Genomic DNA, 14,417 nt, shown 5'->3' on the forward strand with positions numbered 1-14,417 from the left:
TCCACCTGAAACTATAGCGGCTAATGCCCAGTCGGCGCAGGCTATTCCGCTTCCGCCGCTCCGAACCCGGCCCCCCTCGTCGCGCGGACAACGCCCGACCACGGCATGGCGTGATTGTCGATGCGCATCTGGAAGATAAAATAAGTCGGCGAGCAGAAGCCGATGCCCTTCACTTTGCCGATACCGGGAATGTCGGGCGGCAGCGACTGGCACATGTAATCCTCGCGGCAGAAATGGTCGGCCGAGCAGGCAGGACGATTGCCGCGATTGACGGCGCCGCCCAGGCACTGGTCGAAATTATTGGTCGCCACGCAGGTGTCGAATTTCTTGCCGCCGACCAGCCCGCAGATCTCGTTGGGCATCGGCTTGCCCGTCTTGAAGGCGGCAAAGCTGCGATCCCGGTCGTCGCAGCCGCGATAGGCGATACCCGCCGGCACACCGATCTTCGGCGGTCGGCAGGTGTAGGCGGCGCGCGAAATGCTTGGTGCGAACGCGGCGAACTGACTGGTGATGGTATAGTGGTCATTGAAAGGCTGTGCCGGGTTGCTGGCGATGGATCCCGTTAAACAGGGGTGGCCGGAAAACATGTCTTCGCTGTCCTTGGGCAACAGGCATTGCGCCAGCTTGGTGCGTACGCCGGACGCGGTCGCCAGCTGCGTGCAGACCGTGCCGCCGCCGCACTGCCATGTCGCGCCGAAGCGGGCCGCATCTTCCGGCATGAAGCACGGCATCGCCATTTCGGCCGGCGAATAGGCAATTTCGCCGGCATCGTTCCATGTCGCCGGCGGCGCGAAGGACAGCGGGCGGAAGCGATTCGGTTCCTTGCCGTCGGCAGTCGCGTGCAGCCAGGCGACGCGGCGCGGGATGTCAGCGTGGAGATGCGGCGAGATGCCGACCTCGATGCGGTTGAGCGGCGAGGTCGTCTTGTCATCGAGGCCGATGAAATGGAAGCCGGCGGTCGAGCCCGCCTGATGGCAGCCCTGGCAGGCGCCGTTGTCCAGCCGCTCGACCAGTGCCTCCGGCGTGCGCACCAGCTTCAGCGCGGAGAAATCGACACCAGCGAAATCCGCGGGCTGGAACAGTGGCGTGAACGGGTGGTTGGCCTGCCTTGCACTGCCGAAGGTCGACCACGAAATGACCTTCCTTGCCAAGAATTCATCGGGGATTTGGTAGACGCCGAGATCGACCGCCGCGACGCTGGTGCGGACATAGTCCGCAAGTCTTGCTTTCAGCGCGGCGTCTTCGGCAAGGCGTGCCGCATCGGGCGTGTTTTCCAGCGGCATTTCGCTGGCAGCTACGCCATCGATGCCGAAAATTCGCATGAGATAGGCAGCCTGCCCGCCGAATTCGGTCTCCTGGCCGGAGGGGAAGCGCACCACTTGCGCATTGAGCTCGAGCTGCTTGAAGGTGAGCGCCGTCCTTTCCAGCGGCCCACCGGTCAGCCAGCCGGCATCGACGCTCTCGTCGAGTTGTGGTGCCCAGCGTCCCGCGACGCCGACACAACCGCCGTCGACATCGGGCTCGGCATCGTAGACGGCACTGAAATTAAACGGCAGGCGCGAGGCCAAAACCTTGCCGTTCTTCTTGAAGCTGTAGGCGAGGCGATAGATGAAGCGCACTTCGCCGCAACTCGTGTCGCCTTGCAACGCGGCGAAGTCGCGCCGGTCGAGCCGGTTGACCACGCCGACAAGGCGGAAGCGTGCGGCCTCGGTCCTCAGCCAGCGCATGTCCATGACGCGGCCAACATTGCCGTCGGTCACTTCGTAAAGCGGCCGGCCGCCGGCCTTCATCTCGGCCCGCAATGCCGCGACGTCGCTCGCAATCGTTTCGACGATCGCGTGATAGGCCGGCGCCTTGTCGTAAAGCGTCTTCAAATCGCCCTTGCCATCGACGCCGAAAATGCCGGCGAGGCCAAAGCCCTTGGCGTCAAGCTGGGCGAGAACGGCCGGGTCGTCGACGATGGTCAGCGGAGTTCCGGCGTTCGCGGCCTGCGCCATGGATATGGCACTAATGATCGCAACGAGCAGCGCAATCAGGCGGTTCATTCGGCAGCCTTCCCGCGGCTTTCAACGAGCTCGCGCAGGACCGGCACCAGCGCCAGCGGCAGGTCCTCGGCGATCAGCCCCGGTCCGAAACGGCTGCCGGCCTCGGCATGGATCCAGACTGCCGCACAGGCCGCTTCAAAGGCCGGCATGCCCTGCGCCAGCAGCGCGGCGATGATACCCGACAGCACGTCGCCCGAACCGGCGGTGGCCAGCCAAGGCGCGCCATTGTCGTTGATCGCTGCCCGGCCATCGGGGGCCGCAATCACAGTGTCGGCACCCTTGTAGACGAGAGTGGCGTTGGCCCGTTCGGCTGCGGCGCGTGCCTTGGCCAGTTTGGACAGGTCCTTGTCCTCGGCGATATCTGAAAAAAGCCTGACGAATTCGCCGTCATGCGGCGTCATCACCAGAGCCGGCGCGCTCGGCCGGCTGGCGGCTTCGAACAGGGCATCCGTCGCGTCGCGAAACGAGGTGACGCCGTCGGCGTCGAGCACCAGTCCGTCGATCCCACCGTCTTGCCCACGAGCGCCATTCAGCACGGCCAGGGCGAATTCGCGCGTCTTCTCACCAATGCCAAATCCTGGGCCGAGCACGAAGGCCGATGGCCGGCGGCTGCCGACGAATTCGTCCACATCCGCGACAGTGTCTAGCTTGCGCAGCATGATCGAGGTCAGATGCGCCGCGTTCACATGGATGGCGTTCGCCGGCGACAGCAAGGTGACGGCCCCTGCCCCGCTCCTAGCCGCGGCAAGCGCCGACAGCCGCGCAGCACCCGTCGCCGACGGCCCGCCGGAAAAGACGCCGACATGGCCGCGTTTATACTTATGGGCGTCGACGGCCGGAACCGGAAAGCGGCCAAGCCAGAGCGCCGGAATGTTCTCGAATGTTCGTGGTTCAAGCTGCGCAACAACACTGTCGCTTATGCCGATATCAGCGAGCACGATTTCGCCGCACAGCTCGCGCCCCGGCAACAAAAGATGGCCTGGCTTTTTTCGCGCGAAGGTCACCGTGGTCCGGGCCCGGAAGGCCTTTCCTAACACATTGCCGCTCTCGCCTGAAACGCCCGACGGCAGGTCGACCGCGACAACCGGCAAATTCAATTCCGCCGCAATGTCGATCACCTTGGCGGCGTCGCCGGACAGCGGCTTGGACAGCCCCGCCCCATAGACCGCGTCAACCACGACCGAGCCCATCTCGGCAACGAAATCCGACAGCGGCCGAGCTTCAATCGGGCATTCCGAGGCAGCGAGTGCCGCATCACGGCCGCGTTTGGGCGATCCGGACGCCCACACAGAGACATCGACGGCGCTCTCCCGAAGGATGCGCGCCACGACATAGCCGTCGCCGCCATTGTTGCCGGGGCCGCAAAGCACATGGACGCGCGTTGCTTTCGGGTAGCGCTTGAGCACCACGGCAGCAACCGCAGCGCCGGCATTGCGCATCAGGCCGATGCCGTCGAATGGACCAGCGGCAATCGCCAGCCGGTCGGCCTCGGCCATTTCGGACGGAGAAAGAAGTTCGTGGCTCATGCGGGCGACATGCACATCATCTGCCGAAGCATTGTCCAGTTTTTGATCCGACGCAAACTACGAAGGTTATGAAACACACCGGCAATGCCCGGAGCGACGAGTCGCAGGTCCGCAGCTGCCCATGAAATATCCGATCTGCCCATTTTTTGTGCGGACGAGGGGACCGGCGTTGTTTAGGCTCGTGGCGCTCATGGCGCATCCGACGCGGAGAATGACGCGAATGTACATTCCCGCGTAGCATGGTATCCAAATCATGTGAGCCCACCCGGCACCCCATCAATTGGCACAGTTCGTGCTTGATTGAGGCGCAAGCGGGGCTCACAACCCGTCTTTTTTGGCAGTGGAGGCCACTTTTTACATGAAAAAGATCGAAGCGATCATCAAGCCATTCAAGCTAGACGAAGTGAAGGAAGCGCTTCAGGAGGCCGGCCTGCAAGGTATCACCGTTACCGAGGCCAAAGGGTTTGGCCGCCAGAAGGGCCATACCGAGCTTTATCGCGGCGCCGAATATGTCGTCGACTTCCTGCCGAAGGTGAAAATCGAAGTCGTGCTCGGCGACGATGCGGTCGAAGCAGCGATCGAAGCCATCCGCAAGGCGGCCCAGACTGGCCGTATCGGCGACGGCAAGATCTTCGTCTCCAACATCGAGGAAGTGGTGCGCATCCGCACCGGGGAAACCGGCATGGACGCCGTCTGAATTTTCCCGTTAAAAGGCCATGTTCAAAACGTCATCACATAGGGAAGCAGGGACATGACGACAGCCAAAGACATCATGAAGCAGATCAAGGACAACGACGTTAAGTTCGTCGATCTGCGCTTCACCGATCCGAAGGGCAAACTGCAGCACGTTACGATGGATGTCGTCGAGGTCGAGGAAGACATGTTTGCCGATGGCGTCATGTTCGATGGTTCCTCGATCGCTGGCTGGAAGGCGATCAACGAGTCCGACATGGTGCTGATGCCGGATTCCGATACGGTGCATATGGACCCGTTCTTCGCGCAGTCGACCATGGTCATCCTGTGCGACATCCTCGATCCGATCTCCGGGGAGTCCTACAATCGCGACCCGCGCGGCACCGCAAAAAAAGCCGAGGCCTACATGAAGGCCGAAGGCATCGGCGACCAGATCTTCGTCGGCCCGGAAGCCGAGTTCTTCGTCTTCGACGATGTCAAGTATAAGGCCGACCCCTACAACACCGGCTTCAGGCTGGATTCGACCGAACTGCCGTCCAATGACGATACCGACTACGAGACCGGCAACCTCGGTCACCGGCCGCGCATCAAGGGCGGTTATTTCCCGGTGCCGCCGGTCGATTCGGCGCAGGACATGCGCTCGGAAATGCTCACCGTGCTCGCCGAGATGGGCGTGCGCGTCGAAAAGCACCACCACGAAGTGGCCGCCGCACAGCACGAGCTCGGCATCAAGTTCGACACGCTGGTCCGCAACGCCGACAAGATGCTGATCTACAAATATGTCGTGCACCAGGTCGCCAATGCGTATGGCAAGACGGCCACCTTCATGCCGAAGCCGGTGTTCGGCGACAATGGCTCGGGCATGCATGTCCACCAGTCGATCTGGAAGGAAGGCAAGCCGACTTTCGCCGGCAACGAATATGCCGGCCTGTCTGAGAGCTGCCTGTTCTACATCGGTGGCATCATCAAGCATGCGAAGGCGATCAACGCCTTCACCAACCCGCTCACCAACTCCTACAAGCGCCTGGTGCCGGGCTATGAAGCGCCGGTGCTGCTCGCCTATTCGGCACGCAACCGCTCGGCCTCGTGCCGCATTCCGTTCGGCTCGTCACCGAAGGCCAAGCGCGTCGAGGTCCGCTTCCCCGATCCGGGCGCCAACCCCTATCTCGCCTTCGCCGCCCTGCTGATGGCCGGCCTCGACGGCATCAAAAACAAGATCCACCCGGGACAGCCGATGGACAAGGATCTCTACGACCTGCCGCCGAAGGAATTGAAGAAAATCCCGACCGTCTGCGGCTCGCTGCGCGAGGCTTTGCAGAGCCTCGACAAGGACCGCGGCTTCCTTAAGGCCGGCGGCGTCTTCGACGACGACCAGATCGACAGCTATATCGAGCTCAAGATGGCCGAGGTGATGCGCTTCGAAATGACGCCGCATCCGGTCGAATACGATATGTACTATTCGGTCTGATCCAGATCGTTGCAGCCAACAAAAAAACCCCGGAGGAGACGCCGGGGTTTTTATTGCGATGCGATCGGAGAGAAAGTCACGGCGCAGACCTGAGGTCTACGCCGGGACGAATGCTCAAGCCGCGGCCGAAACTTCGGCGCTGGTAGGGACGGAGGCGATCGTCTTCAATATCTGCGAGGCGATCTGGTAGGGGTCACCCTGCGAGTTCGGGCGGCGATCCTCGAGATAGCCCTTGTAGCCGTTATTGATAAAGGAATGCGGCACGCGGATCGAGGCGCCGCGGTCGGCGATGCCGTAGCTGAACCTGTTCCAGGGCGCGGTCTCGTGCTTGCCGGTCAAACGCTTGTCGTTGTCCGGCCCATAGACGGCGATGTGATCCATCAGGTTTTTGTCGAAGGCTGCCATCAGCGCCTCGAAATAGCCCTTGCCGCCGACTTCGCGCATATAGGCGGTCGAGAAGTTGGCATGCATGCCGGAGCCGTTCCAGTCGGTGTCGCCGAGCGGCTTGCAATGATATTCGATATCGATGCCGTACTTCTCGGTCAGGCGCTGCAACAAATAGCGCGCCATCCACATCTGGTCGGCGGCCTTCTTGGAGCCCTTGCCGAAGATCTGGAATTCCCACTGGCCTTTGGCCACCTCGGCGTTGATGCCTTCATGGTTGATGCCGGCGGCAAGGCAAAGGTCAAGATGCTCCTCGACGATCTGCCTAGCGACGGAGCCGACATTGCTGTAGCCGACGCCGGTGTAGTACGGGCCTTGCGGCGCCGGATAGCCACTCTCGGGGAAGCCGAGCGGACGGCCGTCCTTGTAGAAGAAATATTCCTGCTCGAAGCCGAACCAGGCGCCCTCGTCGTCGAGGATGGTGGCGCGCTTATTGGAGGCATGCGGCGTCACGCCATCGGGCATCATGACCTCGCACATAACGAGCGCGCCATTGGTGCGGGCCGGATCCGGGTAGACGGCGACCGGCTTCAGAACGCAATCGGAGCTGTGGCCCTCGGCCTGCATGGTCGAAGAACCGTCGAAGCCCCACAGCGGAAGCTGGTCGAGCGTCGGAAACTCGGCATAGTCCTTGACCTGCGTCTTTCCGCGAAGATTGGGAACCGGGGTGTATCCATCGAGCCAAATGTACTCGAGCTTGTATTTCGTCATTCTAGCCTCTCGTTGCTTGATCACCGAACCCTGGATGGCGCCGGGGCGAGCCGGCCTATCCAGCAGCCGACCTGCCGGATTACTAAAATGCAATTCGTGTGCCATTCTCGCCGGCGATGGATGCGGCAAAAGAGAGGTTGTATCCGCCCAAAATCGCTGGTCCGCCGTCATGCTGCGTTCGGATCATCCACAAGCACATTTTGCACAAATAATGTGCAAGTACTGATCTTTTCGTAATCACGTTGCCTATTTCGGTTGCTGAACCTATGTTGGGGAAAGGTTGAATCGGCAAGGTTCTGTCGAAGAAAGGAAACCGACAATGGAAATCACTTCCACTCGTCAGTCGGCCAAAATCCTGGTGTTCCCGGTGGCAGCGCGCGCTTCTGCCTCAAATTTAAGCGGAAAGGCTAAGTTCGCGGCAGAACTTGCTTCGTTGCGCAACCGAACGGATTTCGGAAGTGCCTGGTATCATGAAGCAGCGATCGAGGAAGCGAGCCAGGATCGGAAGAGCTAAGCCCTTCCCCTCCATGCACTCGATAGATTGGAAAAGCCCGGCGCGATCACTCGCGCCGGGCTTTGCTTTGAACCGGACAGGCCGGCTTACTGTTTGGTGTGCAGGTCCGTTCCGAGCGTATCCCTGACAAAGATCATGCCGATGATCAGCGACATCGCCGCGATCACCACCGGGTACCAGAGTCCGTAGTAGATATCGCCCTTGTAGGCGCTGAGCGCGAACACCGTCGCCGGCAGCAGCCCGCCGAACCAGCCATTGCCGATATGGTAGGGCAGCGACATGCCGGTGTAGCGGATGCGGGTCGGGAACATCTCGACCAGGATCGCGGCGATCGGCCCGTAGACCATCGTGACGAAGATCACGAGGATGAGCAGGATACCGATCGTCATCGGCCAGTTGACCGCCGCCGGGTCGGCGAACATGGCGAAGGGACCGCCGCCCGGTACGGTGTAGACGGTGACCTCGGGAGCTCCCGCAGCCTCATCTGCAGTCAGCAGCTTGTCCTTGACCGCCTGGTCGGTCGGAACCATCGCCTTCTCGCCGGCGCGGATCGCGGCCGCATCGAGCTTCAGTTCGGGATTGGCCGCGATGAAGGCTTCGAGCTTCTGATCCGGCACCTTCGCCGCTGCCCGTTTCAGCGGATAGCCGCCGTCCTGAAGCGCCGTGTTTACCGCCTTGGCGAAAACAGCGTCCTTGGCCTTGGCTTGATCGCCGGCTGCGGTGGCGTCATACGACTCAACCGTCTCGTTGCCGATTTTGACCGACGCAGCAGTGCCGGGCGCTGCCGTGGCCACTACGTCATAAGGCACCGAGTTCTTGGTCAGAAACGAGGTGGCGATATCGCAGGACGTGGTGAACTTCGCCGTGCCCACCGGGTTGAACTGGAACTTGCAGTCTCCCGGTGCCGCGGTCACCGTCGCACGGGTGTTCTGCTGCGCTGTGGCGAGCGCCGGGTTGGCTGCCCAGGTCAGCGCCTTGAACAACGGGAAGGTGCAGACGATCGCCAGTGCAAGGCCGGCCATGATAATCGGCTTGCGGCCGATCTTGTCGGAGAGCCAGCCGAACACGACGAAGAAGATCGAGCCAACAGCCAGAGCAATCGCGATCATGATGTTGACCGATTGCGGATCGACCTTGAGCACGTTCTGCAAGAAGAACAGCGCGTAGAACTGGCCATTGTACCAAACTACGGCCTGACCGGCCGTGAGGCCGAGCAGCGCCAGCAGCGCGATCTTGGCGTTCTTCCACTGACCGAAGGCTTCTGACAGCGGCGCCTTGGAGCCTTTGCCTTCGTCCTTCATGCGCTGGAAGGTCGGCGATTCAGAAAGCGACAGCCGGATCCAGATCGAAATGCCGAGGAGGAGGAAGGAAACGATGAACGGAATGCGCCAGCCCCAGGCGGCATAGGTTTCCTTGGTCATCGACCCCTGGACGATCAGTATGACGATCAGCGACAGGAACAGGCCGAGCGTTGCCGTCGTCTGTATCCACGACGTGTAGTAGCCGCGGCGATCGTCGGGTGCATGCTCGGCGACATAGGTGGCGGCACCGCCATACTCGCCACCGAGCGCCAGGCCTTGCAACATGCGCAAGATGATCAGGATCACGGGAGCGGCGATGCCCAAAGTCGCATAGCCAGGCAGCAAGCCGACCAGGAAGGTCGACAGGCCCATGATCGTCATGGTGACAAGGAAAGTGTATTTACGGCCGACAAGGTCGCCGATGCGGCCGAACAGCAATGCGCCGAACGGGCGCACGAGGAAGCCAGCGGCAAACGCCAGCAGCGCGAAAATATTGCGCGTCGCTTCCGGAATGGTTGGACTGAAAAAAGTCGAACCAATGAACACTGCCAGCGAGCCGTAGAGATAAAAATCGTACCATTCGAAAACGGTGCCGAGCGAGGAAGCGAAGATGACCTTCTTCTCCTCGCGCGTCATGCCGCGGCTTGTTTTGCCGGCGGTCGATGCCATTGCCATGAGCGTATCCTCCCGTGTGATTCCGTCAGTCCTCGATGCTGCGCGTCATCGTCCGCGTTTCCTCGGAACGCAGACTCAGTGCAGCCACCAGTACAAAAAATGACAGAAAGCGCCGTCCAGAGGCAGACCGTCTTTGGGATTATGACTTTGGTCTAATGTGCAGTGCGAAATAGAAACGACGGTGCGGTCAGCCTTTGAGAGCTTCGAGCAGCGTGACTGCCGCCATCATATCGCGCTTGCGGGCCGCGCGGTGCGCGACGGCCTCGGCATCATGGCCCCATTGCTCGGCCTGCCAGTCCTCGTCGACATGACCGGCAGCCCAGGCCGCCTCGCCGTCGAGCTCGCCGAAGTCGACGGCCAGCGCCAGCAGCGCCGATCCGGTCAGCGACGTCATGACGTGGATGGCGGCAAGGCGCAGCGGATCGGCAGGTTGGGCAAGATGCTGGCCAAGCAGCGCGATACTCTCGCGCGGCTGTTCGACATGGATCACGCCTTCGGCAAGATGGAACCGGGCGCCGAGAGCGCTGCGCACCCAGTCGATGACCGGATCCCAATGCTCGTTCTGCCGGTCGACGAGTCCTTGGGGCGCATCGGCGCGGTAGCAGAGCAGATCGGACGAGGCAAAGCGCAGGATGTCCTCCAGCACGGCCTGGGGATCACTGGCGACGCCATCGATCGCCGTATTGACCAGACGCATCACCGGCATCGTCACCGGGTTGATGGTCTCCTCCTGTGCGGCGAATTCCTCGGCGACGAGAGCAGCCGCCTTTTCGGTCGGCAGCGCCAGCAGCGCCTTAGCCGGCGTGCGGACGGGCTTGCCATCGAGATGGACGGCAAAACCGTCTTCGACCGGTGCTACCGCGACGGTCTTGTAGAAGCGCTTCGGCAGCGGCGTCTTCATCTGGATCTGGGCGCGACGCACCGGGTCCGGATCGGAGAGCTGCTTTCCAGCTTCGAGGTCGTTCAATATATCGCGCATGCTCATCCGGGACTTTGTTTTCGGGCCGGCCGGTTGACGATGATGAGTCCGGCGGCGATCAGGGCGAGTGCCAGGAAGATACGAACGGTCAGCGGCTCGTTCAAGAACACGGCGCCGCACAGCACACCAAATACCGGCGACAGGAAAGTGAAGCTCGACGGTCCAGATGCAGGGTAGCGCCGCAGCAGCCAGAACCACAGCACATAGGTGAAGGCGACGACGTAGACGGCCTGGAACAACAGCGCCAAGGTCGGCAGAACGGCAAAGCTGCGGACCGGCGGCCCGGCAAAAGGCATCACCAAAATGCCGATGACGGCGGCCCCGGCCAGCTGATAGAGCAGCAGCTTTTCGGCGCTGGCCGTCACCAGCTGCGACCGCTTGATGACGATATTGGTCACGGCCCACAGAATGCCGGCACCGAGACTGAGCAAATCGCCGCCCAATGTTGCGCCGCCATTGGCGCTCAGTTTATCTGAAAACACCGCGATCAGTCCGGCGAAAGCGAGCAGAAGACCAACGAGCTTGCGTACCGTGATGCTTTCGCCCAGCAGGAAATGACCGCCGACCAGCATCCAGAACGGCATGGTGTTGACCAGCAAAGTGTTGCGCACGACAGTGGTGTGCTCGAGCCCGACATAGAGAAACAGGAACTCGAAACCGAAAAGCGCGCCGGCCAGAATGCCGGCGACGAGGGTCTTGTCGGGCGTGAACAGCGCAATGCCGCGCCAGCGGCACCAGCCGAAAACACACAAGCCGCCGATCACCGAGCGGGCGATCGACAGGAAAACGGGATCGTAGCCGGCATAGGAGATCTTGGCGGCGACGTAGTTCAGCCCCCAGGAAAAAGTCAGCCCAACCATGATGGCGGCTGCCGCCAGATCGACCGCGTCACGGCGGTCGAGGGTTTCTGTGGCGACGCCCACCAGCGCTAGTCCTCGGCACTCTGCTCGTCGAAACCGAGCAGGTTCCAGCTCTGGCGCATATGCGGCGGCATCGGTGCGGTGACGTCGACAAAGCCCTTGTCGGGATGCGGGATAACGATGCGGCGCGCGTGCAGATGCAGCCGGTTCTGCATGCCGCCTGGAAAATCCCAATTGGTGTCGGCCTCGAAATATTTGGGGTCGCCGATGATCGGGCAACCGATATGGGCGGCATGGACGCGAAGCTGGTGGGTGCGCCCGGTGTAGGGTTCCATTTCCAGCCAGGACAGCGTCTGCGCCGCCTGCTCGACTATGCGGTAATAGGACACGGCGTGATCGGCGCCCTTTTCGCCGTGCTTGGCTATGCGCACACGATCGCCGTCGGGCGTCGGTTCCTTGATCAACCAGGTCGAGATCTTGTCCTCGCGCTTCGGCGGCACGCCCTTGACCAGCGCCCAGTAGGTTTTCTTCGTCTCACGCGCCCGGAACGCTTCGGCGAGCTTCATGGCGGCGAGCCTTGTACGGGCGACAACCAGCACGCCCGACGTATCGCGGTCGAGCCGGTGCACCAGGCGCGGCTTCTCGCCCTTCTGGTTGCGCCAGGCTTCCAGCATGTCGTCGACATTGCGGGTGACGCCCGAGCCGCCCTGCACTGCCAGGCCGGCCGGCTTGTTGAAGACGAAGACCTTCGGGTCCTCATGGATCAGCATCTTTGCCAAAACGTCGGCGTCGCCCTGGTTGCGGATCGAATGACCGGTGAGCGGGCTTTCGCCTTTCTTGTCCACTTCGAGCGGCGGCACACGCACCGTCTGGCCGGCTTCGACGCGGGTGTCGGCCTTCACCCTGCCGCCGTCGACGCGGATCTGGCCGGAACGCAGCAGCTTCTGCAGATGACCGAAACCGAGACCGGGGAAATGGCTCTTGAACCAGCGATCGAGCCGCATGCCCGCCTCGCCGGCGTCCACTGTGATCTGTTCAACGCCTGCCATGATTCCAATCGCCGTTTTGCAGGCATGCAACGGCATTCGCCGGTACCCGCAATCTCACTCGCTTATTCGTTGTCGGTTCCATATTGCAGAACCTGAACTTTCTCCAGCGTAATCAAACCACTTGTCATGATTGTTTCAAGCACGGGCAGGAAAGCGGCCAATTTTTCCTCGTCATCGACGATCTCGATGATGAGTGGCAGATCCTCCGATAGGCGGAGGATCTTCGTGGTGTGAAGCCGGCTGGAATGGCCGAACCCCATCGCGCCGCGCAGGACGGTCGCGCCGGCTATCTGCATTTCGCGGGCCCTCAGCACAATAACCTCATACAGCGGACGGCCATCTGCCCTGTCGTTTTCGCCGATAAAGATGCGCAGCAATTGTGCCTGTGTTGGTATCTTCATTGCCTGGACCCTCTCAGCCGGTTGAGCCGAACTGCAAAGATGTGGCCAAGCCAGACGGCGGCAAGCCAGGCCACCACGGAAATCGCGATATTGAGTCCCGCCGCCACAAACCTCCCCCCTTGCGCGAGGATGAGTGTTTCAAGGCTGAAAGCGGAGAAGGTCGTCAGGCCGCCGCAGAAGCCGGCCATGAAGAATTGACGTTGCAGCGGACCGGCGAAGACGCGACCATCCGGTCCCGTCAATGTCGCGTAGAAGCCGATGAGGAACGAGCCAACAATATTGACGAGGAGCGTGCCGAAGGGAAATCCAGCGCCCCACAGGACAGTGCTCGTCGATGAGGCAAGCGCCCGCAACACACCGCCGATCATGCTGCCTGCGGCCACGGTCGCATAGAGCCGAACCGTTTCGTTGGTTCTGCGACGGCCAATGAGGCGCGCCGCACGCCCTGCCGCGGCAGTGTCCGTCCCGTCGTGGCGGAGCTTCCGCGGGCCGCTCACCGCGCCCCGCTGCCAATCAGAAGACTTCCGGCGGCAAAGCCCAGCGTCACGCCGCCGAGGTTCAGAAAAACCGAAAGCAGCACATTTCCGCCGGCGCGCCGCCATTCGCCCTCGCGCGCCAGCGCCAGCGTCTGCAGGCTGAAGGAAGAAACCGTGGTATAGCAGCCGAGGCCGCCGGTAACGGTAAAGGCCCAGATGGCGGGCATGCCGTCGCGCGCCACCGCATGCGCAACGACGCCGATTGCAAACGCTCCCGAGACATTGACGGCCATAGTGCCCCAGGGAAAGGTCTCGCCGACCCGGCGGGCGACGAAGCCGGACAGGAAGAAGCGGGCCATTGCACCGATCGCGCCACCAAGGCAGACAAGCAACAGATGATACATCGTGCTCCCTCGCGCCGGTCACACCATGGTGTCAGGCGGCTCCGGCCTTCTTCGGCTTGCTGGAGCCGATCATCTTCCAGTTCTTGTAGAACATGGCATTGATGCGCTCGACGCTGACCGAAACGATGGCGAGAAGAGCGGCAATCAGGCCGGGAAATGGCGATGGCCGGATGATGTCCATGAACACGCAGTAGCGGCGCCCATCATATTCGTTGACCGATCGGTGCAGCAGCGTGTCGTCGAAAATATAGAGCGGATTGTCGTGCCAGTAGTTCCTGGCGTTGTTGCACTCGACGAAAACCTCGGCCTTCACCGGGAGAAGATTGTAGAGAATGCGCAGGCTGAGCCGCAGCGGTCCGAAATGCCAGGAGGTCGATTCCCTGCCCCTGAACACCGACACGGCGATGGTCTTGATGTATTTGAAATCCTTGTTGAATTCGGCAACGTTGTCGATTTTGTGCTTGCCATACCACTGGTAGACATACATGCCGCGCCGGCCGCTGCCGAAATTGGCGTCGATATCGGCGATGATCTCGTCCTTGCGCGCTTTGAAGACGTCGAGAACCTCGTTGACCTCACGCTGATAGTCCGGAGGAAACTGGTCCAGTTTCCAGACACCGCGGTTTCTGTAGCACAGCAGATCGACCAGCAGATTGAAGGGCGAAAGCAGCCAGGTGAAGATGCCGTTGCCGAGGAAATAACCACTGAACAGGGCCCAGCTCTTGTTGTCGTTGCGCAACACGTCGATCAGGCCGAGGACAATGAAAATTGTCGTCAGGATGGGAATGAAATAGAAGCCGAGCGCCAGCAGCGGGATCGCTATGGCGAATTTCCGGAGGGTCTTGCGAGTTCTTTTTGTCATTTTTCCACG

General features: G+C 61.5%; 14 protein-coding genes. 3 read left to right on the forward strand and 11 right to left on the reverse strand.

Translation table 11 applies throughout. From position 1 onward, the window contains the following. Positions 1–41: 41 nt before the first annotated feature. Together NKI08_RS24855 and NKI08_RS24860 are read right to left on the reverse strand one after the other, a co-directional pair. Complete coding sequence (locus NKI08_RS24855; protein WP_352772908.1) at positions 42–2,045, reverse strand: hypothetical protein; 2,004 nt, start codon at positions 2,043–2,045, stop codon at positions 42–44. Beyond that, a complete protein-coding gene (locus NKI08_RS24860; protein ID WP_352772911.1) occupies positions 2,042–3,571 on the reverse strand; it encodes an NAD(P)H-hydrate dehydratase in 1,530 nt (509 codons plus the stop codon). Before NKI08_RS24860 ends, NKI08_RS24855 begins: the two co-directional genes overlap by 4 nt. Before the next feature lie 358 nt (positions 3,572–3,929). Between NKI08_RS24860 and NKI08_RS24865 the strand changes: the two genes are divergently transcribed. Together NKI08_RS24865 and glnA are read left to right on the forward strand one after the other, a co-directional pair. Continuing rightward, on the forward strand, positions 3,930–4,268 hold the full coding sequence (locus NKI08_RS24865; RefSeq protein ID WP_019857988.1) for a P-II family nitrogen regulator: 339 nt from the start codon (positions 3,930–3,932) through the stop codon (positions 4,266–4,268). A gap of 54 nt (positions 4,269–4,322) precedes the next feature. After that, positions 4,323–5,732 carry a type I glutamate--ammonia ligase gene (gene glnA / locus NKI08_RS24870; protein ID WP_352772914.1) on the forward strand — a complete coding sequence of 470 codons (1,410 nt, stop codon included), beginning with the start codon at positions 4,323–4,325 and terminating at the stop codon, positions 5,730–5,732. Between the two features lie 114 nt (positions 5,733–5,846). Here glnA and NKI08_RS24875 read toward each other — a convergent pair whose 3' ends face one another. After that, positions 5,847–6,887 carry a glutamine synthetase beta-grasp domain-containing protein gene (locus tag NKI08_RS24875; RefSeq protein ID WP_254817165.1) on the reverse strand — a complete coding sequence of 347 codons (1,041 nt, stop codon included), beginning with the start codon at positions 6,885–6,887 and terminating at the stop codon, positions 5,847–5,849. A 319-nt stretch (positions 6,888–7,206) separates the two neighbouring features. Here NKI08_RS24875 and NKI08_RS24880 point away from each other — a divergent pair, with 319 nt between their 5' ends. After that, positions 7,207–7,401 (forward strand): DUF2735 domain-containing protein, encoded by a 195-nt coding sequence (locus tag NKI08_RS24880; RefSeq protein WP_352772917.1) that lies wholly within the window; start codon positions 7,207–7,209, stop codon positions 7,399–7,401. Positions 7,402–7,487: 86 nt separating this feature from the next. Here the strand turns inward: NKI08_RS24880 and NKI08_RS24885 are convergent, their stop codons facing one another. From NKI08_RS24885 to NKI08_RS24920, 8 genes are all read right to left on the reverse strand, one after another. Next, the gene (locus tag NKI08_RS24885; protein WP_352502951.1) at positions 7,488–9,377 is read right to left on the reverse strand and encodes an MFS transporter; all 1,890 of its coding nucleotides are present in this window, start codon (positions 9,375–9,377) and stop codon (positions 7,488–7,490) included. Between the two features lie 187 nt (positions 9,378–9,564). Then, positions 9,565–10,356 carry an ATP12 family chaperone protein gene (locus NKI08_RS24890; protein ID WP_352471818.1) on the reverse strand — a complete coding sequence of 264 codons (792 nt, stop codon included), beginning with the start codon at positions 10,354–10,356 and terminating at the stop codon, positions 9,565–9,567. A 2-nt stretch (positions 10,357–10,358) separates the two neighbouring features. After that, entirely contained in the window at positions 10,359–11,216 is an 858-nt protein-coding gene (locus tag NKI08_RS24895; RefSeq protein ID WP_502899664.1) for a DMT family transporter, read from the reverse strand. Positions 11,217–11,284: 68 nt separating this feature from the next. Then, a complete protein-coding gene (locus NKI08_RS24900; RefSeq protein WP_352451037.1) occupies positions 11,285–12,265 on the reverse strand; it encodes an RluA family pseudouridine synthase in 981 nt (326 codons plus the stop codon). 62 nt (positions 12,266–12,327) lie between these two features. After that, complete coding sequence (locus NKI08_RS24905) at positions 12,328–12,666, reverse strand: DUF190 domain-containing protein (RefSeq protein ID WP_352772924.1); 339 nt, start codon at positions 12,664–12,666, stop codon at positions 12,328–12,330. Further along, entirely contained in the window at positions 12,663–13,034 is a 372-nt protein-coding gene (locus tag NKI08_RS24910; protein WP_352772957.1) for a CrcB family protein, read from the reverse strand. Before NKI08_RS24910 ends, NKI08_RS24905 begins: the two co-directional genes overlap by 4 nt. Before the next feature lie 125 nt (positions 13,035–13,159). Continuing rightward, a complete protein-coding gene (crcB, locus tag NKI08_RS24915; RefSeq protein WP_352772927.1) occupies positions 13,160–13,546 on the reverse strand; it encodes a fluoride efflux transporter CrcB in 387 nt (128 codons plus the stop codon). Between the two features lie 31 nt (positions 13,547–13,577). Then, positions 13,578–14,408, reverse strand: a complete 831-nt coding sequence (locus tag NKI08_RS24920) for an aspartyl/asparaginyl beta-hydroxylase domain-containing protein (protein ID WP_352772929.1) — start codon at positions 14,406–14,408, stop codon at positions 13,578–13,580. Positions 14,409–14,417: the final 9 nt, after the last annotated feature.

Origin of the sequence: Mesorhizobium sp. M0768 (genome assembly GCF_040320195.1) — a bacterium.
GTDB lineage: Bacteria > Pseudomonadota > Alphaproteobacteria > Rhizobiales > Rhizobiaceae > Mesorhizobium.